Here is a 26,664-nt window from a genome sequence, read left to right as displayed (position 1 = left end):
AGACTCCATTTATGAAGCCTAAATCATCCAGTTCCACCATTTTGCTGCCGGTATTTGTGCCAGCGGCCGTCATTATGTTGCTGTTAGTTATAGGCACATCCCTTAATCCTGAAGCCGCTGGCGAGTTGTTTGGTACAGTATTAAATTATATTACCGAAACCTTTGGCTGGTTTTATATGTTGGCGGTGGCGATTTTTTTGATGTTTATCATCGTATTGGCATTTTCGCCTTACGGTAGTATCAAGCTAGGCCCTGATCATGCCGAGGCTGAGTATGGTTTTCTTGAGTGGTTCGCCATGCTATTTTCGGCGGGCTACGGTATTGCATTACTCTTCTTTGGCGTGGCAGAGCCGGTCTTGCATTTTGCCAGTCCGCCATTATCAGAACCGCAGACCATTGCCGCCGCAAAGGAAGCCATGCAGATTGCCTACTTTCACTGGGGCTTTCATATTTGGTCTATTTATGGGGTCGTTGGTTTGTCGCTCGCGTACTTCTCTTTTAGGCATGGTTTACCCTTATCGATGCGCTCAACCTTATATCCATTAATCGGTGACAAGATTTATGGTCCTATCGGGCATACGGTTGATGTGTTTGCCATTTTGGGTACGATGTTTGGTATTGCCACCAGTTTGGGTCTGTCGGTCTCGCAGATTAATGCCGGTTTAAATTATTTATTGCCGGATTTGATTCCTGTCAATATTACCGTTCAAGTGATTACGATTGCGCTGGTTACCGCGGCGGCATTGGTTTCGGTGCTGGCGGGTATGGATAAAGGGGTTAAACGCTTATCTATCTTAAATATGGTATTGGCAACGGCGTTAATGCTGTTTGTCTTTGTCGTTGGTCCGACTGTCTTTATTCTCAATGCCTTTATGGAAAATACCGGTAGCTATTTGGGCAATATCGTTGAGCGCACCTTTAGTTTACAAGCGTATCAGCTGAGTGATTGGATTAGTAACTGGACATTGTTTATCTTTGCATGGACGATTGCATGGGCACCCTTTGTAGGCTTATTTATCGCGAAGATTAGCCGTGGTCGTACCATTCGTGAGTTTGTCTTTGGCGTGATGTTAGTACCAACATTTTTCACTTTCTTTTGGTTTGCGGTGTTCGGTGACACGGCACTACATATGATTATGTTCGACGGTTATACCTCATTAATCAGCGAAGTACAAAACGACCAAGCCATTGCCTTGTTTAAACTATTAGAAAATCTACCTTTTACTGAATTTGTCTCTTCATTGACCGTTTTATTGATTATTACCTTTTTTGTGACATCATCGGATTCTGGGTCGTTGGTGATTGATTCGCTCGCAGCGGGTGGCCGTAGCGATACGCCATGGTGGCAGCGCTCCTTTTGGGTGGTCACTGAGGGCGCGGTCGCTGCAGTACTGCTGATTGCAGGGGGCTTAACGGCCTTACAAACCGCCGCCATCGTCAGTGCATTGCCTTTTGCAGTGATTATCTTAATTGCCATATTTGGCATGTGGCGTGCGCTACGTATCGAAGGTCATCGTAATCAAAGCTTGGCCAATGACAATCATTTGCCGCCGCATCTGCTCAAACTAGACGCATGGCGCGACCGTATTGATTATATGACGCAGCAGCCAACGCGTGAAAAAGTACTGAATTATATTAAAGGTACAGTTGTCTCGTCGATGAATGAAGTCTCAGAAAAATTTGCTGAAACAGGCTGGTTGCCTGATGTAAATTATGATGAGGTTAATGATCGCGTGGTGCTTGAGTTACGAGGCGGCGATAACGTTGAATTTTGGTACGAAGTGCGTCTATCGGAGCATGAAGCGCCTGATTATTATACGGAAGCGATGGCGAATAAATTACCGCAAGAGCATCATTATCGTGCGGAGGTCTACTTGCGCCGTGGTGGTCAAACCTACGATTTGTATGGCTATCAACCAGAGTCAGTGATTAATGACATTATTGATCAGTTCGAGAAATACTTGCACTTTATCAATGAATCGCCAGATATTTTACCGTGGCGTATGCAAGAGCACGATGATGATATTACCTTAGAGCAGGGCAGTGTCTTTGATAAATAGGCATTTTGTCCCTTGACGTGCGCTGAGCAAATGATTGTCTGAATGACTTGCAATATGCGTACGAACCCTTAGAATAACGGCTTGTTTTCACCATGAATCAAGCCGTTTTTTATGCCTATAAATAATCCAGTGTCTAGTCACTCATCAGCACAAACTGCTAATGACCATCCTTTATTGCAGCCATTGGTCATTGGCGGCTTGACGATTGAAAATCGCCTGATGGTCGCACCGATGGCTGGCGTGACCGACAATCCCTTTCGACGCTTGTGTAAATCCTTTGGGGCAGGGCATGCGGTCAGTGAGATGATTATCGCTGATACCGCACTTTATGCACGCAAAAAATCGCTCTATCGTGCCAATTTTGATAACGAAATAGCGCCTATTTCTGCGCAAATAGCCGGCGCAGAACCGGATAAATTGGCAGAAGCGGCACGTTATCAGATTGATAATGGCGCACAGATTATTGATATCAATATGGGCTGTCCTGCCAAAAAAGTGTGCCGTAGGTTGGCGGGTTCTGCACTTTTGCAAGATGAAGATTTGGTCGCGCGCTTGCTAGATGCGGCGGTAAATAGCGTCAATGCGCCCGTCACGTTAAAGACCCGCTTGGGCTATGAGAATGGGCGTGAGAATATTTTGCGTGTGGCGAAGCGCGCAGAGCAAGCAGGTATTGCGGCGATTGCCATTCATGGGCGCACTCGCGAGGATATGTACACTGGCGAGGCGCGTTATGAGCTGATCCGTGAGGTTAAAGAAAGCATCAGTATTCCCGTGATTGCCAATGGTGATATCGATAGCGCGCAAAAAGCGCAGCGTGTCTATGAGCTGACCGGTTGTGATGCGGTGATGATAGGGCGTGCCGCGCAAGGGCAGCCTTGGATATTTCGTGATATCGAGCATTTTTTGCGCTCAGGAGAGGTGCTTGCGGCACCTAGTGTGAGCGAGATAAAGGAGATTGTCCTAGCGCATTTGCAAGAACTATATGGGTTTTATGGCGAATATTCAGGCTGCCGTATTGCCCGCAAGCACATCGCTTGGTATACCACCGGCATTCCCAATTCCAATGCTTTTCGCCAAGCGATGTATGGCGAGGAGAGTACCGCTGGGCAGTTTCGCGTGGTCGAAGCCTTTTTGCATGCTCACGAATAGCAAGAAAAAACGGTCAGTTTAAGCAATCCACTTGATAATAAATACCCAGCTGCTAATATTCATGATATTAAATACATTTTACGGCTTCTTTATTAACTTTAATCCAATTATATTTGTTATGCTTTAGGCGAACATTAACGGAAATATCATTTACGAAAAGGATCTTTTATGGCCAATCCCTCAAAAAAAGCAATCAGCAAAGCAGTCAAAGATAAGCATATTATTATCACAGGAGCATCAAGTGGCATTGGTGAGCGTACAGCCTATCTGCTCAGTGAGTGCGGTGCTCATGTTATTTTGTTGGCACGTACTGAAGACAAACTGAAAGCCGTTAAAGAGAGTATCGAGGAGCTTGGTGGCAAGGCCAGTTATTACCCTTGTGATTTGACCAATATGGATGATATTGAAAAAGTTAGCGAGCAAATTTTGGCAGATTTCGGTCATGTAGATGTCTTGGTCAATAACGCTGGTCGCTCAATTCGCCGCTCGGTGCACGAGTCTATAGATCGCTTCCATGATTTTGAGCGTACCATGGATATCAATTACTTTGGCGCCGTTAAAATAGTTCTTGGGTTTTTGCCGACCATGATTGAGCGCCAGACCGGTCAAATTGTTAATATCTCATCGATTGGTGTGCTGGCGAATAGTCCGCGTTTTGCCGCTTATGTCGCCTCAAAATCGGCATTAGATGCCTTTAGCCGCTGCTTGGCTGCTGAAGTGAAGGGCGATAATGTCACCATTACCAATATCTTTATGCCATTGGTACGTACGCCGATGATTGAGCCAACTAAGTTATACCGCTACATGCCTGCGCTTATGCCTGATGAAGCGGCGATGATGGTTGCCAAAGCGATTGTCCATAAACCAAACAGTATCGCCAGTAACATGGGTAAATTTGCCTCAGCGACTTATTCATTAGCACCAGCAATTAACGTTGGTATTCAATCGATGGGTTATCGTATTTTCCCAAGCACCCGCGCTGGATTGACGACTGATAAAAAACCAAACCTTGCTCAGCGTGCCTTTGCTAGAATTCTACCGGGTGAGCATCACTAAGATAATATGTCTGATGAATTTAAAAAAAGAGATGCCACGGTATCTCTTTTTTAATGCCTTAAAATTATTTTTAATTATATAAATGGGTAAGGCTGTGGATTTTTTATTTGACATAATCACCGTTATGGGAATATGTTCGGTGCGCTATACAGGTAGCGAAGCATTGGCTATATAATTAGCATTCTTTTGTCTATCATCCTAAATTGTACGAAATTAATTGACCACAGACTTTGATCATAGGAAAGAAAATGTCGTTCTTTTATCCTAAAGATGTAGATTTTATGGAGATGTTTGGATGCGAGAGTCATATAGATAAGGATGGTTTGCTAGAATCCACATTCATTGATACACAAAATAAAAAAATGGTTTTTTCTATCAGTGATATGCAGAACTCAATATCTGCTTATGTATATCAAGATGAAGCAGTAATATTTAAGATATATGAAGAAGGAGCGATGAGGGTCATGATATATGAAAATCAGATCATTATAGAATATCTGAATTATCAGGATTTATACGCTAAAAGACTTACTATTATTGATGTGTATCCAATATTTAAAATTGACCACTGTACTCTGATAGACAAGGATATGAGCCAACTAAACTAAATGCCTTACAGGTATTTTTATATTAAGATATACCTACACCGAACCAATCAGCCCTTCACTGGTTCGGTACCCTAGTGAAGACTTGAATCTTCGGCTGTGGGGTAATGGTATCAACGTTTTAACTCGCTGAAATAGTCACAGTGTACTTCATGGTGTACCTACCATACATATTCTATTCGTGATCGGTGCGCTATACAGGCTTCGAACTATCTGATTAAAACATCCTATGTTAGTTTTTTCAGCATGGTTCAGTAAATTGCTAATAGAGGTAACCTATGCATTATCCTGATTTAAAAAGCTATCACATGTATGATGATATTTACCCAAATATGCTTAATATTGGTTGGTTAGATAAGTCATATGATTTTCCAAAAGGAAAAGTTAGTCGGATTTTAGTGGAAAAACTTAGGTATTTAACGTTGCTCGCAAAAGAACAAGATATGTTTAGATACACACATCCAAGCGGCATTGTTATTCATAGTGGATTAGTTAGAGGGCCGATATTTAAATGTCCGTATTGTGAAGAAAAAATTGGTCTATTTGAAGATAGTGACCAATCTGATAATCCAAAGGGCGTTCAGTTAGGAATAAATACTATGGAAATACCAGATGTTAATGGAGATATTATATATATATTTCCTACTTTGCTTTATCACTATATTACTGAGCATTATTATCAGCCACCTCAACAGTTTTTAGAGGCGCTAGTATCGTTTGATTTAACTAAGCCCTTTAACTGTAATGACCTAGAAGAAAAAATATACGAAAGTATCAAAAAATAATTTGATAAAATAGGTATACCCCAACGGAACCACCTATTTCACCCTTCAAACCTATTAACAGACTACTTAAAACAGACTGGTATAATGGAACTACTTATAACAGACTAGCCAAAAATTCGCCACATTATCCAAAATAACCCTGCCATCACCGCAGCAATGACCAATAGCCGCTTTGCCCAATAAGGAATAAGCGGTTTTTTATAGCCCAAGTCATTGAGCTGGCTGTCAACGCCGTCTTGTAGACTTTGGAAGCCTTGCTCTGTGGGCGTGGTTTTAACGCGAGTCTTTGTCAGACGCTCTGTCTCTTCTTCAACTTGTTCTCTATCAAAGCTAAAGGCTTGGCTTGGGATGCCTTGTTTGTTGGCGATAGTCGTGAGGGTTTGCTGCTGCTTGTTCTTTAGCGCAAGCTCATAAGTATCTATCCGAGATTTGGCGGCATCCATACTGATATTTTCATCAGCGGCCAAGGTTTTAATCGCCTGCACCAAATTGCCTTTTTCGACCATCATCATAACGGCTTTTGGCAGTTTTTTATTGGCGGGCGTTGAGCCTGAATCAGAGTCAAACATGAAAGTCCTTATTTGGGTGTGATACTAGGTAGGTGAGGGTATTATAACCATTTTATCGGCGCAAAATTCAAGCAAAAAAATACCGCAACCATTATCATGTCTGCGGTATTTTCATGGCGCTTATTGTATTTCAATAAAAATTGCAATAAACGCTTCTTTTAAATTATCTAGGACAATTTATAGGTCTTTCCAACGTTGGATAGATTCTTTGATGACTTCTTTAGCTTCTGCGACGTCACCCCAAGATTCGACCACCGTTGTACCGGCTTTTTTAAGGTCTTTATAGTGGCTAAAATGAAACTGTAATTGGTTGATCAGCTGCTTTGGTAAGTCTTCTAGGCTGTTGTAAGCATTGCCTGTATCACGGTCATCAGCCGGTACGACGACGATTTTGTCATCAACTTCGCCATCATCAACGAATTTCATCACGCCGATTACTTTCGCTTTTAAGAAAATACCAGTAGGCAAAGGCTGTTCTGTGATGATAAGCGCATCTAACTCATCGCCATCTTCATCAAGGGTTTGCGGAATAAAACCATAGTTACAAGGTTTAGCAAAAATCTGTGGATCAACACGGTCAAGCTCAAATACCGCCAATTCGCGATTCCACTCAATTTTATGGCTGCTACCAGTTGGGATTTCTACGACCACATTAATGATGCCGCCATCGACGTCGCCTGCGTCCAAAATTTTATTAAAATCTGCCATAAATTGCTCCAAGGTGCTTTTGTTATGAATGCTTCAATGATAAAGGGTTAAATGTTGGCGCGCTAAGGTTATTGCTGCGCCCAATTTGTGCGCCTGCGATTATAACAAGTTTGACTCAAATTTTCTCACAATGCTTAAGTCTAAGCGTGCACGATATTATGCAAAAAAGGATTATGCAAAAAACAGTATTTAATTTAAAAAAACTGTGTAAGCAAGACTGTATAAAAAAGACTTGGAAAATTACTTTGGGGCGAGGGCACGTAATTGGATATGTCCAGCATGACGTTTGGCAATATTATCGATAAGCTTTTGAGTCACTTGCTCATAGCTTAAACAGTTTGCAATTGCTTGCATAGATTGTTCAGCGGTCTGCACTGCCGTTTGCTCATCCATTGCAACGAAGTCAGCCAGTCGTAACATTTGCATGCCCGCATAGCCGCATGGATTAATCGCATTAAAAGCCGATAAATCACAATCTAAATTAATCGCGACCCCATGATAGCTAAAACCATGCTTGATTTTAAAGCCAAGTGAGGCGATTTTACCGAGCATAATGGCGTCATCGGCGGGTGCGTTAGACAGAGATTGAGCGTTCTCGTTGGTGGCAGTATTTAGATGGCTATATAAATAAACACCGGGTGCATCACGGCGCGCATGGGCGCTGATATTGACACTGGTATTGCCACTGGTATTGAGACTATTAGACGCGTGGCTTTTTAGGCAGTCATTGACCACATCTTCAATCGCTTGCTCGGCGTGCGATACCATGTTGCGCACACTCCAGCCTAAACTTTCCAAATCAAACAACCAATAGATAACCAACTGTCCATGCCCGTGCCATGTCACCTGACCGCCGCGGTCGGTCTTGATGATCGGCGTATTGGTACGTTGTAATATATGCTCTTCTTTACCGGCTTGTCCAAGCGTATAGACATCATTGTGATCGACAATCCATAGCTCGTCAGGGGTGCGTAGACCTTGCTCTTTTTTGAGCGCAATACGCGCCAACGTACGCGATAGCATGGCATCAAGGGTAGGAACATAATCAGCAGCTGAGAGCGATTTGCTAACTAGCATTTCATTGAGGGATTGCACGGTATTTTGCATAAGAATGACTGTCTTATATCTTGATGTTTTAGAAGGATGTTTTTAGAGTCTAGTTGCCTAGAGTGATAGTCAATACTAAATATAAGCAATAGATTTATACACAGATGCTGCTTGGATTAATCTTCCTTGCTGTGCCGATGCAGACAGAGGCTGCGAAAGATTAATCCCAACAGCATGATCGCATTTGTAGATTGGATAAACTCTATTACTAAGGTTCAGTGTAGCAGTTTTAGCAATTGTGCCCAACTCTATATTTGCGTCAGCTGCGCTATTCGCTTACTCCATTTAGCGGCAGTAAAAATACTGATAAATAGCAGCAATATAGACCTTAAATGACACGTACTTCATACAGACCCACTAGTCAATCAAAGGTGCTGTTCATTCACTGGTCGATGCGCTACATTAAACGGCGTTGACTAAAATAGTGTCGAATAGCATTGAAAGGAATCTCATCTGCCTTCATTATTGAAAACGGTTCATCAACAGCCATCAGTTGAAGGTGAGTATATAAGTGCCATATAAGATATAGGCGGCGTATATTGCGCCTGATCATGTATTCAGAGTCTTAAAATATATTATAGCGTGCCGACTCTAACGCCTATGACAAGGAAGATAAATGACCGATAATAATCAGAACACGCTTTTCCAAAGCGAGCCGACGCCAACCAACCAAGCTCAAGCTTCAAACCATGCCAATGATGCAAACGAATCCCTAAGCATCATTAAGACCGTCGCTGATATGCAGGCGCAATTTTTACGCCTACAAAATTTGAGCCGCACGCAGCCCATCAATGATTGGGCCACGCGTGAAAATCAACTCGACAATCTAGAGGTGATGCTAAGCGACAATCAAGAGCTACTTGCCAAAGCGATTAGCGCTGATTTTGGCTATCGTAGTGAGTCAGAAACCCAGTTCGCTGAGCTGTTTCCGAGCTTTACCGGTATCAGCCATGCCAGAAAACATGGTAAAAAATGGATGAAACCGCAGCGTGTATCGATTTCAGCGCTTTATATGCCGGCTCATAATGAGATTCAGCCGCAGCCGCTTGGCGTGGTTGGTATCATGGTGCCTTGGAATTACCCGCTGTTTTTGGCAGTCGGACCTATGATTGATGCACTGGCGGCGGGTAATCGCATTATGATTAAAATGAGCGAGGCCGCACCGCAATTTGCCCAAACGTTCGCTGAAACTATTTCACGTTATTTTTCACCGGATATGGTTTCTGTGGTCATCGGCGAAGTTGAGATTGCTCAAGCCTTTAGCCAACTGCCCTTTGATCATTTATTATATACCGGCTCAACCGCGGTCGGCAAAAAAATCATGGCTGCTGCTGCACCAAATTTAACGCCGGTCACCCTTGAGCTTGGTGGTAAGTCGCCTGTCGTCGTTTTGGAAGGTGCTAACTTAGAAAACGCCGTCAATCGCGTGATGATGGGCAAAACGCTTAATGCCGGTCAGACCTGTATTGCGCCTGATTATGTGCTCATTCCGCGTCGATATCATGAAGAGTTTATCCGTCTGGCAAAAGAGTGGATGGAAAAACACTATCCCAATATTGCAGACAATCCTGACTATTCGCACATCATTAATGGTGCGCAGTTTAAACGTGTACAAGGCTATCTAGATGGCTTGGCGGGCGATGAGATTCATCCGCTGACTGATACGGATGCTGATATTGACAGCCGCCTAATGCCGCCCGTGATTGTCAGTGAGCCTGCGCCTGATAGTGATGTCATGCAAAACGAGATTTTTGCCCCGATTTTACCCTTGATGCACTATGACAGCCTTGATGATGCCATTCGTTTTATCAATGAGCGCCCACGCCCGTTGGCACTATACGTCTTTGGTGATAACAATAGCGAGATAGATCAGGTGCGTAATAATACGGTATCGGGTGGCCTGTGTATTAATGAAGTCATTATGCATGTGGCGCAACATGATTTGCCGTTTGGCGGTGTTGGACACTCAGGTACGGGCGCTTATCACGGTAAAGCCGGCTTTGAGCGTCTTAGTCATATGAAGCCTGTGTTTGTACAATCGAAGTTGAATGGTCTTAATATTTTACTACCGCCATACGGTGGCTTGTTTAAAAAAGCCATGGCGCTGTTTTTGAAATAGCCAATAATAAAATAGCCAATGATAAAACAGTTTTTGGTTAAGCAAGCAACACGATAAAAAATAGCATCTATTCAGGTAGGTGCTATTTTTTTGCCTAAAATTTAGTCATTAATAACCAATAGTTAAAAACCAACAATTAAAATTAATGAGCATTTGTCATCCTATCTATAAGTCGCTACACTTTGTAGTAAGCCTAAACGATTATAGTATCAATTTTAGATTAACAAGCAATAGCTAATTTAAGCATTAATAAATAAGCTAGTCAAAGGCAACATACTCTTGGTTCAAGATGTCAGTACTACTAACTTTAGCGTTAATACTGATAATAAAAACAATAAATAGGATATCCCATGCGCCAATGGATTGCGTTAAGTTTACTGTGTATGAGTGCCTTGTTGCTGCCGGTATCGGCGTCAGCAGCTTGTGATGCACCTATCAAATTTGGCGCACTGACATGGGAGAGCGGTCAGTTTATCTCTGGGGTGCTTAAGTACATCGCTGAAGATGGCTATGATTGTACAATTGAAGAAGTGCCGGGCGCCGGTCCTGCGCTTGAAACCGCATTATCACAAAATGACATCCAAGTGATTGGGGAGCAGTGGGTTGGGCGCTCGCCAATCATGGAGCAAGCCATCGCACAAAATAAAGTCGCGGTCATTGGCGATACGCTGAAGGGCGGTGCTACCCAAGGTTGGTATGTACCCAAATATGTCCTAGACGAAAACCCAGGTCTACGCAGCTACCAAGATTTGCCTAAGTACGCTGAGCTATTTAAAGACCCTGAAGACCCAAGAAAATCGCGTTTTATGAATTGTCCGTCTGGTTGGACGTGTGAGATATTTAATAGCCGTTTGCTTAAAAATACCGGTTTAGACAGTATTTTTAACAACGCCCATCCCGGAACCGGTGCTGCGCTTGATGCCGAGATTGCCTCTGCTTTTGAACAGCATAAACCGCTATTATTCTACTACTGGCAGCCTACTGGCTTGATGGCAAAATACGACTTTGCGCCATTAGCATTTCCTGCCCATGACGACGCTTGCTGGCAAGACTTGCTACTTGCTGATGGCACAGCGGACTGTGTTTCTGGATTTCCAGTATCGCCTTTAGGTATCGCGGTATCGACACCGTTTATCGAGTCCAATCCTGAGCTGGCTGCTGTCTTCGAAAAGGTTCAGTTTAGCTCCGATGAGCTTAACGGTGCTATCTTAGAGATGAGTGAAAGTAAACGTAGTGGCGATGAGCAAGCCTTAACGTTTTTGCGTGAGAATCCACACATTTGGCAACATTGGCTATCTGATAAAGCCGCCACAAGACTTGCTGCAAAGTTAGGTATTAGCCTAACAGGCGCGGCTGTTGTGAATACTGGTGACAGTGATAACGAGGCATCCAGTGCTAACAAATTTGGCCTATCATCAAACTTCCCTTCGTGGTCACTTGAGACCCCGCTTAATAATACCTTAGCAAACGTTGTCCAAAACTACGGTGACGTCTTTCGTACTATCAGTACGGTGGCGCTAACCTATCTCTTGCTACCCATTGAGCGGCTACTAACGGTTATTCCGCCTTGGCTAATTATTGCACTTGTGACGGTATTGGCGTGGTTTGGCGTGCGCAAAATTTGGTTTGCGCTAGCGTGCGGGGCAGGATTGTTTCTCATTGGTGCCTTTGGACTATGGGGCGCCTTGATTGATACCTTTGCGCTGCTTATCGTATCGGTGTTGGTTACGGTAGTAATTGGTATTCCTATTGGCATTGCCATGTCAGGCAGTAAAATCCTGCGTAAGATTGTGACCCCGATACTAGATGTCATGCAGACCATGCCAAGCTTTGTTTATCTTATTCCAGTGCTCATGCTGTTTGGTATTGGTAAAGTACCAGCGCTATTTGCCACCATTATTTATGCCTTGCCGCCACTGATTCGTTTGACGACTTTGGGCATTACCCAAGTCAATCATGAGATGGTCGAAGCAGGGCGCTCGTTCGGTAGTACGCATCTGCAGCTACTTATTTGGATTAAATTACCCCAAGCGCTCCCCAGTATCATGGCGGGTATTAATCAGGCGGTAATGATGTCACTTTCTATGGTGGTATTGGCTTCTATGATTGGTGCCCCCGGTCTTGGCGAAGATGTTTTGCAATCTATCCAAACGCTTAATATCGGTCAGGGCTTGCAAGCTGGTACAGCGATTGTCATCGTTGCGATTATCATTGACCGTATTACGCAAGCATTCGGTCAAGGTAAGCGCGCACGGCAAAAAACCATCGACGCTGGCAGACGTCCGATTGGTTAGCACTGTGCTCCATATTAGAAGTGAATATCACAAGCATTAAAAGTGACCATCACAAAACAACGCAAATAAAAAATACAAATAGTGAGAGCAACGATGAACCATATCCAGCTAGAGAACATCAGTAAGATTTATAATGCCAATAGCTCGCAAGCACAGTCTGCATTGGCATTATTGGCTGAAGGTATGGATAGCATTGCGGTCAAGGAGCAAACGGGCTACTCGGTCGGGCTATATGATATTAATTTGGATATTAAGGCGGGCGAGCTGCATTGTATTATGGGGCTATCAGGCTCAGGAAAATCAACCTTGATACGCCATATCAATCGCTTGATTGATCCAACAAGTGGCAAAATATGGGTTGATACCAGTATCAATGCAAAAAATAAGGGCAACGCGCAAAGCCCGATAGCAGAGGAAGGTTCGTCCCAAACCACTGCCAATACCAACTCGGCTATTAATATTTTAGAGCTTAATGATAAGGAGCTACAACATTATCGGCAGCAAACGGTCAGCATGGTATTTCAGCACTTTGGCTTAGTGCCACATATGACGGTGATGCAAAACGTCGCTTACGGTCTGCGTGTGCGTAAAATGAGTGTGAGCGAGCGTCATGAAGTTGCTCGGCATTGGCTTCATGAAGTCGGGCTGCCCAACCTAGAGCACAGCTATCCTGATGAATTGTCTGGTGGTATGCAGCAGCGTGTCGGGCTGGCACGCGCGCTGGCAACGGATAATCCAATTTTGCTGATGGACGAAGCATTTTCCGCACTTGACCCCCTTATTCGTGCGCAATTGCAAGACCAATTACTTGAGCTACAAGCACGGCTCAATAAGACCATTGTATTCATCACCCATGATATCGATGAAGCTGTCAAAGTCGGTCAGCGTATTAGTATTTTAAATGGTGGGCGCTTAGTGCAAACGGGTACACCAAATGATTTGCGCCAAAATCCAGCCGATGATTATGTCGCACAGTTTATGAGGGCTAAAAGTTAATTCAGTCAAATGCTATATTTGTTTAATAATTAATTTTTTAAATTAACTGCTGCAAAAAGATGACTTTAATAGCAGATTTTTAAGTGTTGAATAATCAGATAAGATATTGATTTATTTGTAGATATTGATTTTTCTTTCATTTAGCCTCATATAGAAGTGACTAAGCAAACGTAACTAAGCAAAAGTCACTAAGCAAAAGTCACTAAGCAAAAGTAACTAAACAAAAAGTGACTAGGCCTCATTATTGCTGCCACTACTCCCATATCTCTAATTTCTATATCAACAACCTTACTACGTTGTTAAAAAAGTGTAGTGAGCTGTCATTAACTCTTAAAGGAAACTCCATTATAGGTTTATACTATTAAGATAATCTAATGTAGATAAGTGTCTTATGCTTATCTTAAATTTTAGCCATCTTTACCTAACCGCCTTTATCTCATAACCTTTATATTTATTCTGTCTTGCTTTTATAACGCTATTAACGCATTTCGTCTAAGCATATCTACCTCAATAGACAGCATAACAAGACTATAAAAAACCATTCAATCTAAGCATCTGCTCGCAAGACTTCGTAAAAAGGATCCACCATGCTACCTGATAAACAAGATAATAAGTCGCAGAAAAAAATCCGTTATCATGAGCGCAGCAATGCTAGTGATTTAGCGACCTCTTCACCGCGTGTAGCAGCGCGTTGGCTAAAAAATGTCAGCGCTTTTGGGGTGATGACCGTATTAAGTGCAGGGATATTGGTGGCTTGTGGGCAAATGAGTAACGCAGAAAACAATGCTAAGAGCAATGCCAGTAGTAGCGCCAATACAGGTAGCCAAAACAGTGGCGTGAAAAGCTCACGTGATATGTTACCGTCTGACATGCTTGGGCAAATGCAGGCGTTGCCGCAATTGACAAAGGGTTTAGGCGATACAGGCGCGGCCGTTATTGATCCTAATAAACCTACCTTAATTAAATTTTGGGCAAGTTGGTGCCCGTTATGTTTAGGGACGCTTGCAGAAACCGAGGAATGGCGTACCGATCCTAAATTTGCTGATTTAAATGTCGTCACCGTTGCCAGTCCTGGTCATCTCAATGAAAAAGCCGATGGCGAGTTTAGTACTTGGTATGCGGGCGTGCAAGCCGACTATCCGAAGCTGCCAGTATTGTCTGACGCTTCAGGTGAGCTGATTAATAAGCTTGGCGTACAAGTGTATCCTAGCTGGGCGATACTCGATAAAAGCGGCAATTTGGTGCACTTGGTAAAAGGTAATATATCAGCAGAGCAAGCCTATGCCCTCGCTGAAAACGCTGATAATGATTTTGCCGAACTAAAAGCCGGTAATGCCAAACCGGCAAACGCCCAAGCATTAGATAACAATAGTAAAATTGAAACCATTAAGCAAAAAGATGGCGTCTACTATAACGATAAAGGTAAGGCGATTAATACGCGCTCAATTTATCTAGCAGGTGGCTGTTTCTGGGGCGTGGAAGCTTATATGGAGCGCGTCGAAGGTGTCGTCGATGCGGTATCAGGCTACGCCAATGGCGAGACGGCTAATCCAAGCTATGAGCAAGTGATTCGTGGCTCAGGTCATGCCGAAGCTGTAAAAGTAACCTATGATGCGGATAAAACCGATCTCGATACTATCTTAAAATACTACTTACGCGTGATAGATCCAACCAGTCTTAATAAGCAAGGTAATGATCGCGGCGTTCAGTACCGTTCTGGCGTTTATTACACCGATAAAGCAGATAAAGCGGTGATTGATGCTGCTCTCAAACGTGTGCAAAGCCAGTATAAACAAAAAGTTGTAGTAGAAAACGCACCGCTGGATAATTTTTACTTGGCTGAGATGTATCATCAAGATTATTTGGCAAAAAATCCTAATGGTTATTGTCATGTCGATTTAAGCCTCGCCGATGATAAACCAGAAGGCACTGCGCGTACCAAGCTTGCGCCTGCAAATACGGTCGCTGAAACCTTAGATCCTAAACGCTATGCGGGCTTTGATAAAGGTGCGCTGAAGAATACCCTAACCAAAGCACAATACAATATCACGCAAGATGCCGGTACTGAGCGCGCCTTTAGTCATGAATACGACAATTTATTTGCGCCGGGTATTTATGTCGATGTCGTAAGCGGTGAGCCGCTATTTTTATCAACCGACAAGTACCAGTCTGGCTGCGGTTGGCCAAGCTTCACCAAACCAATTGATAAGCAAGTCATTACCCAACACGACGATACCGCCTTTAATATGGTGCGTACCGAGATTCGCTCACGGGTAGCAGACTCGCATTTGGGTCATGTATTCCCTGATGGACCAAAAGACCGTGGCGGCCTGCGTTATTGTATCAATGGCGGGGCGCTACAGTTTGTCCCCGTCGATGTGATGCCGCAGTCAGGCTATGCGCCCTTGGTTAAATTGGTAAAGCCTGCAAAACCTTAATGATTAACCTTGATAATTAAACTCATGAAGAGACGTTAAGTATAAGCTTAACGTCTTTTTTATGGCTGATGTTTCAAATTTATAGGCTATAGCCACATGATGAATACGTTTATTATCGTTGTATTTTTGCTGTTATAACCGTTGAATTATGAAAAATGAGACAAACTTCGTTATACTCAAAATCTTAACGTTTTCTATTATTAGCACCTTGATAGTTATTGATACCTATTTCGTCGCTCGCTTTGTTTGGCGGCTTTTCATTTTTGTATTTAAGGCTGTAACATGACCGTTACTCATACTTCTAAAACTTTTGAACCCATTATTACTTCTTTACTCGATAACGACTTATATAAATTTACCATGCTGCAAGCCATGCTGCATCAGTTTCCGCAGACCCATGGTGTTTATCGTTTCCGCTGCCGCAATAATCAAGACACGGTTTATCCTTTAGCTGATATCAAAGAAGATTTAGAGCAACAGCTAGACAGCTTATGTGAATTGCGATTTTTAGAAGATGAGCTGGAATATTTACGTAAGTTGCGCTTTATGCGCTCAGACTTCGTGGATTATTTGGAATTATTTAAGCTAAAACGGCGTTTTATCACGGTCAGTATCGATGACAAAAATCGTTTATGTATCGATATTGAAGGGCCGATGATTCAGGCGATGTTCTTTGAGGTGTTTGTCTTAGCGATAGTCAATGAGCTGTATTTTAGGGCGTTATCAAATGCCAGCGTCATTGAAGAAGGGCAGCGTCGGCTTGATGAAAAAGTGGCTTTGTTGCATCGTTATGCAGAAGAACAAGCAAATTACAGCCGTGATAAACCGACACCGCCGTTTATCGTCGCTGATTTTGGGACTCGTAGACGTTTTAGTAAAGTATGGCAAGCGCATGTGGTTGAGACTTTACATAAAGCAGAGCCAAAAATTGTCAGCGGAACTTCCAATGTTTATTTGGCAAAAAAACTTGGAATGACGCCGATAGGAACGATGGCACATGAGTTTATGCAGGCATTTCAGGCATTGGATGTGCGTTTGCGTGATTCACAAAAAGCCGCGCTTGAAGCATGGGTACATGAATATCGTGGTGATTTGGGTATTGCGCTGACCGATGTCGTTGGTATGGATGCGTTTTTACGCGACTTTGATTTGTATTTTGCCAAGCTTTTCGATGGTTTGCGTCATGATAGTGGCGACCCGTATATCTGGGGTGACAAGGCGATTGCTCATTATAAGAAATTAAAGATAGATCCAAGAACCAAAATTTTAACCTTTAGTGATGGCTTGGATTTAAATAAAGCTTGGGATTTACATCAGTACTTTAAAGGTCAAATAAGAACCAGCTTTGGCATTGGCACCAATTTGACCAATGATATGGGCATCACTCCAATAAACATCGTCCTGAAATTGGTTGAATGCAATGGACAGCCAGTTGCTAAGCTGTCGGACAGCCCAGGCAAGACCATGATCAATAACGATACGTATCTTGCCTATTTGCGCCAAGTATTTGAAGTCGATGAGCCAGAGTAGAATTGGCTTAACTTAAATGTCGCTATTCTCTGTGGTATCTTCTTCAGCGAAGGCGGCATCTAATGCTTGCTGTACCGCATTGATACGGGTTTCGCAAACGCGATAAGCGGCAATTGACTCTTCAACCGTCGTCATTAGATTATCGATATCTGGCTCATCTTGTTGCTGTAATTCAGCGGCATTGGTTTTTAAAATATCGTAAGCCGCCTTAAAAGTTTTTGGGGCGGCTTTTTTGCGTTTGCGAGTAGGGGTTGTCATAAGGTTTCCTAATATTCACATTAGTTTAAGAAAAAAATATAGAAAGAAAAGTAGATAAAAAGTTGTTAAATATTTTAGTTGCAGGAGCCTACTGCTGGTATAAATTTTCCTTGCTTGCTGTGTGACTTCGTCACTGTTCGAGGCTACGCAAAATTTATCCCAGCAGCTCTGTATTTTTATGGCAAATAGACTATAACTAATTGGTCTCTACATCAATAATTTGTGCTTTTGCCTTACCATCTTTTAAGACGATATGTACCGTTTGCTCAGCATAAAGCTGCGTACTGCTGGTTAGTATTTTTTTATCTTTTGCATCAGTCAGCATGGTATAGCCTTGTTTAAGCACGCGAGAAGGACGATGCAAGAGTACAATATCCCGCAGATGCTCGCTATCACGTCGTGCTTGTAGCAACTGCTGCTGCGCACTGTGCATAATCGTTTTTTTATTGATTTGACTGTGCGTAGCGGCGCTTGCTAACTGCTGATAAGCGGAGACTTGAGTTTGTGCGTGCAAATCGCTGGTTAGTCTAGCAGCTTGCTTCACCTGCCGCTGAGCGCTTTGCTGAATACTACGCCAAGCATAATCACTGTCTTTTTGCAGGGCGGTCAATTGACCAATCGTTTGCGATTGTATTTGGCTCAACTGGCGTGTCGTCTGTTGCTCAGCGCTATTTAATTGCTGCTTGGCAGCTTGTTTGATTTGCGCTTGGTATTGCAGCGTTTGCGTGACGAGCTGGGCTAAATGCGCCATGATAGCGGCAATCACTTTTGATGGCGTATCGAAGCTGGTATGCGCCACTTCATCCAAGATAACTTTGTCACGCTCGTGACCGATACCGACCCAGACAGGGATAGGCTGCTCGGCAACAAGCGCGGCCAGCTCATAATCGTTGAGATAGGCTAAATCACCAACGGCACCGCCACCACGGATAATGACTAACAAATCGGGTAGGCGCTGATAAGTATCATAAAATTGCTGCTGGGCGCTGACGATAGCTTGACGGATTTCACTTGGTGCATGATTGCCCTGAAAGGTAGCGTGATGATAATGGAAATGACAGGCACCTGTGCGAGCTAAGCGGTCAGCGTCCGCTTGAAAGTCGCCCAATCCGGCGGCTTTTTCAGGGGCAATGACCAGCACATGCTCAATATCAAATGGAATAGGTAATTGCTGATTGAGGTTTAATAAGCCTTCGCCAGTCAAGCGGTCGACCATCTCGGCATATTGCCGTGCCAAGTCGCCTAACGTATAGCTTGGGTCGATATCTTCAATGGTGAGTGAAAAGCCATATTGCGCATGGAAGCCTGCCGATACTTTGAGTAATACGGTCAAATCACGGTCAAGCGGCATGCCTGTGGCGCGCTCAAACTTTGCTAAGACGCGTGCGGCTTTAAAGCGCCAAAGGTTACCACGGCAGCTGGCAATGACTTTACCGTCGTCATCTTTTTCTGCCAGCTCAAAGTAATAATGCCCACCTTTACTTGATAAATTACGAATTTCAGCTTTGACCCATACGCGGTGATTAAAGGTTTGTTTGATAACCATATCGACCGCCGATAGATAGTCGCTCAGCCGTAAGACCGTATCTTCTAAACTGACTTCGAGACTGTTTTCTTGCTCAGCCAGTTCGGCCTCCAAGGTCGCTAAATCTTTGGCAGGCGCTAAAACCTTAGCTTGTTTCGTATGTGACAGGTTGGGTTTGCGCATAATGATAGACCAAAGGTAAGAAGGTTTAAAAACGGGCTGCTTATATAGTAGAGTCTCTTTTATAGTAGAGTCACTTTAAAATCAATAATATAGTGCGACTGGGATGAATTTTTCGCAGCCTCTGTGATAGCAGTAAGCAAGGAAAATTTATACCAGTCGCAAGTAGCCACTAGTTATAGACTGATTTGAGTGTATGGGACATTAGTTAGGGTAGTTTACCCCAAAAGTGCCGCTACAAAAAGTAAAGCCAATAAGCCGCGATGAATATACTATCTATCTCGCAAACTTATTGGCTAAAAGCTAATAGCTTTGTTAAATAATAGCTGTCTTATTGGCAACGAAAGTTAATCATATACTCATAATCATCTTTACGTGACAAGTCTGGTGAACCCGTACCAAATATCGAACCGATGACCGCACCCGCTTGCCCAATCATACGGCCCGTTTGCTCATTTAAAATACCATTATATTTTACTTTGTCATCAACGATAATTACCTGCTTGTTTCGGCAGGTTTTTTGCGCGCTGTCTATCGCATTTTGCTGGGCTTTTACTTTGGTATCGGCAATGCCAGTGGTTTCATAAATAGAGTTGGCGCGTTGGATAACCGGCGAAGAAGGCGTACTTTGGCAAGCGCTTAACGCTAACGCCGCTGCTAATGTTGCCGTTAAAGTCAAGGTTTTATTAAAAGTATTCATAACTGTTTCCTAAAAGGCTGTTAGTTAAACATAAAAAATAAACAGTATGAATCTAACCTATCGTACTCTTGAGTGTCTAGGCTGTTATTGTGTTTGATATTGCAGGTATATGTCATATTGGCAATGAGACAGTAGAGATTTTTCTGAAATCAGCAGTTATTCAAGGTGATTGTTCCTTACCGTCACTCCAAAATGAGACAAACAGCACCAGTACACAGCAAATCACTTGAAATATAAACCATATCTAGGATAATTGGACTATTCATTCTTAATTAGTAAGTAATTCTATGCAACTGATTCCTGCTCCTGCTGGCGTGCTCGAAGTTGACGCACTTTGGCAACAAGACAATCCTAACGATCCCAATACCGATACGGTGGCGCTGCTTTGCCATCCTAATCCGTTATTCGATGGTACGATGAATAATAAGGTAGTCACGACCATGTATCGATTTGCTCGTGATAATGGCATGCATGTGGTACGTTTTAACTTTCGCGGTGTCGGGCAGTCAACTGGCGAGCACGATTATGCGGAAGGGGAAGTAGTAGACGCAATGACCGTGCTACAATGGATTGCAGAGCAAACCAACGCACGTAAATTGTGGTTGGGTGGTTTTTCCTTTGGCGGTTACGTGACGGCACGTGTTGCTGAGCAAGTCATGGTGTCGCCGCATATTTGGGGACTGAGTGATTTTGAGATAGAAAAAGTTGCCCTTATCGCGCCATCCGTTGAAAAAAATGACAACAGTGACATTACCTTACCCGTTGATAAAACTTTTGAGATATACGGGAATGAAGATAATGTTATTGCGCCGGCTAGTATGCAAGAGTTTGCTGAACGCTTAGGGCTAGCGGTTAGTGTCATTGATGGCGCTGGGCACTTTTTCCACGGGCGTTTATCTGAGCTTAAAGGCTTGTTAGAAGAACATAGCTTTGGTAGTAAATAGCTGATTGTTTAGATATTACCATCCGATGTTGTGTAGCTAATTAGCGATAGAATCTCCGCTTTAATATGGTTAAGCAAATAACATCCACCATTTTTATATTTATTTTGTCTAATGATGAGTCGTATTATGAGTTTATCTCCCTTGCAACGTTATGAGCAGGCCATTAGCACTGATGAGTTTACTCGAGATGAGCAGCAATATCAGGCGATGAGCTATTTAGATGAGCTTTATCATCAGCTCAATAGTAGCGTCGAACAAAAAAAAGGCTTTTTTAGCTTTTTAAAAGCAAAGCCCGTCGCGCCCAAAGGTTTGTATATGTGGGGCGGGGTAGGACGTGGTAAAACATGGATGATGGATATGTTTTACGACTCTTTAACCATTGAGCGTAAGATGCGCCAGCATTTTCATCACTTTATGCAGCGCGTCCATCAAGAGCTAAATAATCTGCAAGGTCAGAGCGATCCGTTGGAAAAAGTCGCGGATATCATTTATGCAGAAGCAGTGATTATCTGCTTTGATGAGTTCTTTGTCTCCAACGTCTCCGACGCCATGATTTTGGGTGATTTGTTCACCATGTTATTTAATCGTGGCGTAACTTTGGTCGCCACATCAAACATTGAGCCGTCTGGTCTCTATAAAGATGGTCTGCACCGTGACCGCTTTATGCCGGCTATCGCCGAAGTTGAGCGCCATACGACGGTAATGAATATTGACTCTGGCATTGATTATCGCCTGCGTGTCTTGCAGCAGGCGGAGCTATATGAGTCGCCTTTGACTAAAGCCAATCACCATTGGCTTGCTAACCGTTTCGCCAGCTTATCTAATAATCAAAAAATCAGCAATGAGCCTATTACTATCAATGGTCGTGAAATTAGAATTAATGCGCGCACCGAAGATATTTTATTCTGTGACTTCCGTCATTTATGTATGGAGCCACGTTCAGCGTCTGATTTTATTGAAATTGCCAAAGAGTTTAGCACCGTCTTAATCAATGCCGTACCCGCTTTAGATGATAATTTGCGTGATCCGACCCGCCGTTTTATTTATCTGGTTGATGAATTTTATGATCGCCGCGTAAAATTACTGGTTCGGGCAGAGCAGTCTATTCTTGAGCTGTATCAAGGAGAGAAGTTAGCGTTTGAGATTGAGCGTACACGTTCACGCCTGCTTGAGATGCAGTCAGAAGATTACTTAAGAATGGAGCATCGAGTCGAAGATACGGATGCAGCATAATAAAGAATAAGGATACATTATGAGTAATTCAGCAGACAGCTTAGAAGAGAATAACGATAATAGCGGCGAGCAATCAAGTAAAAGCGCGCCGCAAAATAATACCGAAAGCCCTATAGTGACAAATGCACAAGTGACCGATGAGCAGCTGATTAATTGGATTAAGTCGAGACGCAGCATCGGCAACCTGAGTATTCCGGCACCGACAGAAAGTCAGATTAAAGCGGCTATCGATTGTGCGGTTACCGCGCCTGATCACAAAAAACTGCAACCATGGCGCTTTATTGTTACCCAAGGTAATGCGCGTCATGACTTGGGTCGTGCCTTTTTAGCAGCCGCTGAAGCACAAGCGGCACAAGAGGGTGAGGCGCTGTCTGAGAAATCTCGCCAAAAAACCTATAATATGCCGCTACGTGCGCCGGTGATTATTACGGTCGTCACCCAGATGCAAGTGCATAAAAAAGTACCACCTTTTGAGCAAATGCTAAGCACTGGCGCCGCAGTGCAAAACCTTATTTTGGCGCTAAAAGCCCAAGGGTTTAGTACGGTTTGGCGCACAGGCTTGTTATGTAATGAGCCTGCCGTTAAAGAATATTTTGGCGTTGGCGCAGATGATTATGTCACGGCTTTTGTTTATACTGGCAGCAGTCCTTGTGATGTGCCCACGCGCAAGCCCATTGATATTGAGCCCTTGCTACGCTTTGAGTCATAAAGGCAATAGCGTAGTAGGATTACAGAGATATCATGGCAGGGCAGATGCGGCGCTAAAGTCACTCATTAAAGAGAATAATGAGTAAATTAATCAGGTTGTTCGATTAAAATAGCGATTTTATATCAATAATTGTTGAAACATGCCGTTAGTCTCCCTGTATACTCAGCATCAAATCTACTCATAATTCAGTCAGTCAACACGGATAAAAGAATATGACCAGCGCTAATGATAAAAATAAAGACAAAAGTATAGATAGCAGTCAGGCAGAGAATAAAGCCGCTGAAAAACAAAACAGTTTGCTGTCAGGTATCATTGAGCGTGCTACCAAATCAGGGCTTGGACGTAAGAAGCTCAATCCTAGCGCGGTTGAATCTGCCGTGGCAAAAAACATGGCAGAAATCCATAACAATCCAACCAAGTTGCGTTTGGCATTTTTAGGTGGTGGTAGTTTTGGTACGGCAATGGCAAACTTGGCCGCCCGTAATGGCTGTGATACCACGCTTTGGGTACGCAATAAGCGTACGGTTAAAGCAATGGCAAAGACGCAGACCAATAAAAAATATCTGCCCGGTTATAAGCTTGATGATCGCCTCAAATACAGCCACGATTTACAAGCGGCGGTCAAAGATACCGATATTATTTTTATAGCTGTTCCAGGCCTTGCATTTCGAGAAACCCTTAAAAGTATCGCTCCCTTTATTAGCGGGCAATCTATCGTTTCTTTGACCAAAGGTATGGAGAAAGATACCTTCGCTTTAATGAGTGATATTATTAAAGATGAGCTACCAGAAGTAAACTTTGGCGTAATGTCAGGGCCAAACCTTGCCATCGAAATCATGAAAAACATGCCGTCTGCTACGGTGATTGCCAGTGACTCTGAGCCATTGCGTCATGCGGTACAAGCAGCGCTACACAGTGCGTTTTTTAGAGTGTTTGCCAGTGATGATGTTCGCGGTGTCGAACTTGGTGGCGCGCTCAAAAACATTTATGCCATTGCAATGGGAATGGCGGCAGCTTATGAAGTCGGTGAAAACACCAAAGCCATGATACTGACCCGTGGCTTAGCAGAAATGAGCCGTTTTGGCGTGCATGCTGGTGCCAATCCGCTGACCTTTTTAGGTCTGTCCGGCGTCGGCGACTTATATGCTACTTGCAGCTCAGAGCTGAGTCGCAACTACCGTATTGGTAATATGCTCGGTCGCGGTATGACCATCGATGCGGCGGTCAAAAAACTGGGTCAAACCGCTGAAGGCGTCAATACTATTCAGCAGGTACATGAGAAAGCCACCAAAGAAGGCATTTATATGCCGATTACCCATGCCTTGCATGCAGTCATTTATGAAGATAAAGCCGCACTTGGCGTTGCTTTACATCTTATGGAAGCGGGCTTCCGTAGCGATGTTGAGTTTGTCATGGAGCATGACCATAGCAATGCTTCATTAACGGCGCAAATGCAAACGGCAAGCAGCAATGCTAAAAATGCTAAAAATGCTAAAAATAAAAAAGTAGATGGCGATAATAAATAAAACGCTTAGCAAAATGTCGCTTCAGCATAATAATTAAATAGCATTAGTATCAAAATAGTCAGGTAAAAGTAACAAACAAGGTGGTTAAGATTATGAAAATTATCTTAGTACGTCATGGTCAAGCAGAAGATGAAACGCGCCCAGATAGTGCGCGTCAGTTGACTGATTTTGGTCAGCAGCAAGCTGCGCAAACGGCAGAGTATATTACCACTCATTATCAGCCTGACTGTTTTGTCGTGAGTCCTTATAAGAGAGCGCAGCAGACGTTGGCGGCATTACAGTTACGCGCCCCTAACGTGCCCTCACAAATACAAGAAAATATCACGCCGTCTGACGATGCCCGTCAGGCGCTCATCGATATTGGTAATATTGAAGCAGAGTGTCTGGTGGTCGTCTGTCATATGTCTATCGTTGCTCATATCGCAGGGCTGCTAACGGGTGATTATCCTGAGTCGTTCTCTTTAGCAGAAGCACGCGTGTTTGAGATGGATTTTGTGATGACAGGTATGGCAACCGAGATTGATCGCTTTGTTCCCGAACAACCTTATTAATATCAATAATATAGTCAGCTCCATATAAAGAAGACACAGTGAGACTGGAATGAATTTTTTGTAGCCTCTGTTGGCGTAGGCACAGCAAGCTAGAAAAATTTGTACCAGTTTCACCTTGTCAGATAACGTATCCATGTTATTTAGTATCGACTATACAAACGCTCGTAAAACTATCTAGATTTTTGCTAGACCGCAGCTTTAACGAATAACCATTTTAATAAACAGTAGCTTTAAATGGCAGCTTCAATAAGCAATGGCTTTAAACAACAGCTTTGATAATTAAGGACACATTTGGTGTTACATGTTTGGTTACGAGCGCAGCACAGTCCACTAGCGGTCTGGCATGAAGACATAAAGCAATGGCAATTGATTGACGGTTGGCAACAGCTGCATGATATTTATGGTAGCTATAAAACCAATAGCCAAAAATCTGTTTGTCTGTATTTTCCATCAAGCCATGTCTTACAAGTGGATTCGGAGCTAAATACTGCTCAGCTCAAACAATTAGGTATGAGCGGTAAGCAGTATTTATTTGAAGAAACTTCTCTAACGCCGGTTGAGCAGTTAGCCATTCGGCAAATGACTGAAAATACCAGCCATCATCTCTATGCTTTGGCTCAAAGCGATATCGAATCATGGCAGCAAAGCGCCAAGCTCGCTGGCATGAACATCGTAGCGTTACTGCCTGACTTTTTATTACTGCCAACGCCAGAAGAGGGCGCAGGGCAGCAAATCATATTATACCAAGACCAACAAACCATGCTGCTGCGCCAATCCTTACATCAAGGCATGGCAGTAAGTTACTTGCCTTTAATCTTTGAGCGTTTTCCGTATTTAAGCGAAGTGCTGCTATTGCCAGCCATCGATGACATCTTTGATGACTCTAGTGCCGTTTTTCATCAAGCTTCTAATAACGGTCTTGCTGAAAATCTTGCTAATGAGCCAGCGTTTGACGATGGTATTAATTTAACGAAATCTGCATCCACAGCCAGCGCCTCTACTCAGACAGCGGCAATGATTGCCGAGCATCAATTACTATTAACCACGCTTCCCGTTACTCCTAAACCGCTTGAAAATCCTGAACGTCATGCGCTGAACTTTTTTATTAAATCAACCGATTCGCAATTATCACCGTATCTACGGGTGGCGATGATGGTCGCGCTAACGGCATTGGTATTGCAGATGGCGACCGATGGGGTGCAGTGGTATCAATATAAGGCGGCGACAGCGGCGACCAAAACCGAGATTGCGAGCCAGTATCAGTCTTGGTTTCCAAATGAGCCACTTAGTACGCGCACAAAGCTACAAGTGCAATTGCAACCAAAACTGCGTAGTGACAGCCAAGCGCCTAACGCTCACATAGCGGTATTATCACGTATATCGCCGTTGATTAAACAGTCGTCATTACGCGCGCAGGCGTTAGTCATGCAGCCAACTGCGCTTAGCTTTACGCTGATTGCGCCCGACCGCGGCAGTCTTGATCAATTTACCAATACGCTTGTCGCCCAAGGCTTAAACGCCAAATTAGAACAAGTGAATGGTAATGAGCAAGGGCAGTTTAGTGGTCAAGTGACCGTTGATGTGGTAGCAAACAATAGCAGCGTCAGCAATAAAGGGTAACC

At 43.4% G+C, this 26,664-nt stretch carries 22 protein-coding genes; 16 read left to right on the top strand and 6 right to left on the bottom strand.

Annotation, left to right across the window (positions count from 1 at the left end; translation table 11 throughout):
- Nucleotides 1-11 precede the first annotated feature (11 nt).
- The 5 genes from ACP7AA_RS06010 (at nt 12) to ACP7AA_RS05990 (ending at nt 5,655) form a co-directional block, all read left to right on the top strand.
- The gene (locus tag ACP7AA_RS06010; protein WP_201628610.1) at nt 12-2,060 is read left to right on the top strand and encodes a BCCT family transporter; all 2,049 of its coding nucleotides are present in this window, start codon (nt 12-14) and stop codon (nt 2,058-2,060) included.
- 111 nt (nt 2,061-2,171) lie between these two features.
- Entirely contained in the window at nt 2,172-3,209 is a 1,038-nt protein-coding gene (gene dusB / locus ACP7AA_RS06005; protein ID WP_201565378.1) for a tRNA dihydrouridine synthase DusB, read from the top strand.
- Between the two features lie 168 nt (nt 3,210-3,377).
- Nucleotides 3,378-4,265 carry an SDR family NAD(P)-dependent oxidoreductase gene (locus tag ACP7AA_RS06000; protein WP_201624274.1) on the top strand — a complete coding sequence of 296 codons (888 nt, stop codon included), beginning with the start codon at nt 3,378-3,380 and terminating at the stop codon, nt 4,263-4,265.
- Between the two features lie 248 nt (nt 4,266-4,513).
- The gene (locus tag ACP7AA_RS05995; RefSeq protein WP_201591285.1) at nt 4,514-4,873 is read left to right on the top strand and encodes a hypothetical protein; all 360 of its coding nucleotides are present in this window, start codon (nt 4,514-4,516) and stop codon (nt 4,871-4,873) included.
- A gap of 275 nt (nt 4,874-5,148) precedes the next feature.
- Nucleotides 5,149-5,655, top strand: coding sequence for a hypothetical protein (locus ACP7AA_RS05990; RefSeq protein ID WP_424510115.1), 507 nt, complete (start codon nt 5,149-5,151; stop codon nt 5,653-5,655).
- Between the two features lie 104 nt (nt 5,656-5,759).
- Here ACP7AA_RS05990 and ACP7AA_RS05985 read toward each other — a convergent pair whose 3' ends face one another.
- The 3 genes from ACP7AA_RS05985 to ACP7AA_RS05975 all read right to left on the bottom strand — a co-directional run bounded on the left by ACP7AA_RS05985 (nt 5,760) and on the right by ACP7AA_RS05975 (nt 8,039).
- Nucleotides 5,760-6,224 (bottom strand): hypothetical protein, encoded by a 465-nt coding sequence (locus ACP7AA_RS05985; protein ID WP_288726284.1) that lies wholly within the window; start codon nt 6,222-6,224, stop codon nt 5,760-5,762.
- Nucleotides 6,225-6,401: 177 nt separating this feature from the next.
- Entirely contained in the window at nt 6,402-6,932 is a 531-nt protein-coding gene (locus tag ACP7AA_RS05980) for an inorganic diphosphatase (RefSeq protein ID WP_025651820.1), read from the bottom strand.
- A 240-nt stretch (nt 6,933-7,172) separates the two neighbouring features.
- Nucleotides 7,173-8,039: a lipoyl protein ligase domain-containing protein gene (locus tag ACP7AA_RS05975; RefSeq protein ID WP_426222924.1), complete on the bottom strand. Its 867-nt coding sequence runs from the start codon at nt 8,037-8,039 to the stop codon at nt 7,173-7,175.
- A 616-nt stretch (nt 8,040-8,655) separates the two neighbouring features.
- Between ACP7AA_RS05975 and ACP7AA_RS05970 the strand changes: the two genes are divergently transcribed.
- The 5 genes from ACP7AA_RS05970 to pncB all read left to right on the top strand — a co-directional run bounded on the left by ACP7AA_RS05970 (nt 8,656) and on the right by pncB (nt 17,416).
- Complete coding sequence (locus tag ACP7AA_RS05970; protein ID WP_201619899.1) at nt 8,656-10,158, top strand: coniferyl aldehyde dehydrogenase; 1,503 nt, start codon at nt 8,656-8,658, stop codon at nt 10,156-10,158.
- A gap of 350 nt (nt 10,159-10,508) precedes the next feature.
- Nucleotides 10,509-12,452, top strand: coding sequence for a glycine betaine ABC transporter substrate-binding protein (locus tag ACP7AA_RS05965; protein ID WP_426222923.1), 1,944 nt, complete (start codon nt 10,509-10,511; stop codon nt 12,450-12,452).
- A gap of 93 nt (nt 12,453-12,545) precedes the next feature.
- Entirely contained in the window at nt 12,546-13,448 is a 903-nt protein-coding gene (locus ACP7AA_RS05960; protein ID WP_426222922.1) for an ATP-binding cassette domain-containing protein, read from the top strand.
- A 587-nt stretch (nt 13,449-14,035) separates the two neighbouring features.
- Nucleotides 14,036-15,886: a bifunctional peptide-methionine (S)-S-oxide reductase MsrA/peptide-methionine (R)-S-oxide reductase MsrB gene (gene msrAB, locus ACP7AA_RS05955; RefSeq protein ID WP_426222921.1), complete on the top strand. Its 1,851-nt coding sequence runs from the start codon at nt 14,036-14,038 to the stop codon at nt 15,884-15,886.
- Between the two features lie 282 nt (nt 15,887-16,168).
- Entirely contained in the window at nt 16,169-17,416 is a 1,248-nt protein-coding gene (pncB, locus tag ACP7AA_RS05950; protein WP_201565369.1) for a nicotinate phosphoribosyltransferase, read from the top strand.
- A 12-nt stretch (nt 17,417-17,428) separates the two neighbouring features.
- Here the strand turns inward: pncB and xseB are convergent, their stop codons facing one another.
- From xseB to ACP7AA_RS05935, 3 genes are all read right to left on the bottom strand, one after another.
- Nucleotides 17,429-17,674: an exodeoxyribonuclease VII small subunit gene (xseB, locus tag ACP7AA_RS05945; RefSeq protein ID WP_183617778.1), complete on the bottom strand. Its 246-nt coding sequence runs from the start codon at nt 17,672-17,674 to the stop codon at nt 17,429-17,431.
- A 196-nt stretch (nt 17,675-17,870) separates the two neighbouring features.
- The gene (gene xseA, locus ACP7AA_RS05940) at nt 17,871-19,382 is read right to left on the bottom strand and encodes an exodeoxyribonuclease VII large subunit (RefSeq protein WP_426222920.1); all 1,512 of its coding nucleotides are present in this window, start codon (nt 19,380-19,382) and stop codon (nt 17,871-17,873) included.
- Nucleotides 19,383-19,710: 328 nt separating this feature from the next.
- Nucleotides 19,711-20,079 carry a hypothetical protein gene (locus ACP7AA_RS05935; protein ID WP_201565367.1) on the bottom strand — a complete coding sequence of 123 codons (369 nt, stop codon included), beginning with the start codon at nt 20,077-20,079 and terminating at the stop codon, nt 19,711-19,713.
- A 287-nt stretch (nt 20,080-20,366) separates the two neighbouring features.
- Here ACP7AA_RS05935 and ACP7AA_RS05930 point away from each other — a divergent pair, with 287 nt between their 5' ends.
- The 6 genes from ACP7AA_RS05930 to gspL all read left to right on the top strand — a co-directional run bounded on the left by ACP7AA_RS05930 (nt 20,367) and on the right by gspL (nt 26,662).
- The gene (locus ACP7AA_RS05930; protein WP_271133101.1) at nt 20,367-21,023 is read left to right on the top strand and encodes an alpha/beta hydrolase; all 657 of its coding nucleotides are present in this window, start codon (nt 20,367-20,369) and stop codon (nt 21,021-21,023) included.
- A gap of 126 nt (nt 21,024-21,149) precedes the next feature.
- Complete coding sequence (zapE, locus tag ACP7AA_RS05925; RefSeq protein ID WP_201628595.1) at nt 21,150-22,256, top strand: cell division protein ZapE; 1,107 nt, start codon at nt 21,150-21,152, stop codon at nt 22,254-22,256.
- A 19-nt stretch (nt 22,257-22,275) separates the two neighbouring features.
- Nucleotides 22,276-22,965 carry a nitroreductase family protein gene (locus ACP7AA_RS05920; RefSeq protein WP_426222919.1) on the top strand — a complete coding sequence of 230 codons (690 nt, stop codon included), beginning with the start codon at nt 22,276-22,278 and terminating at the stop codon, nt 22,963-22,965.
- Between the two features lie 212 nt (nt 22,966-23,177).
- The gene (locus ACP7AA_RS05915; RefSeq protein ID WP_201624300.1) at nt 23,178-24,491 is read left to right on the top strand and encodes an NAD(P)H-dependent glycerol-3-phosphate dehydrogenase; all 1,314 of its coding nucleotides are present in this window, start codon (nt 23,178-23,180) and stop codon (nt 24,489-24,491) included.
- Nucleotides 24,492-24,583: 92 nt separating this feature from the next.
- Nucleotides 24,584-25,042, top strand: a complete 459-nt coding sequence (locus ACP7AA_RS05910; RefSeq protein WP_426222918.1) for a SixA phosphatase family protein — start codon at nt 24,584-24,586, stop codon at nt 25,040-25,042.
- A 294-nt stretch (nt 25,043-25,336) separates the two neighbouring features.
- Entirely contained in the window at nt 25,337-26,662 is a 1,326-nt protein-coding gene (gene gspL / locus ACP7AA_RS05905; protein ID WP_296172532.1) for a type II secretion system protein GspL, read from the top strand.
- Nucleotides 26,663-26,664: the final 2 nt, after the last annotated feature.

It is taken from the genome of Psychrobacter sp. DWR1-2-3 (assembly GCF_049896465.1).
Classification (GTDB): Bacteria; Pseudomonadota; Gammaproteobacteria; order Pseudomonadales; family Moraxellaceae; genus Psychrobacter; species Psychrobacter maritimus.
This window is presented reverse-complemented; position numbering and strand designations above follow the sequence as displayed.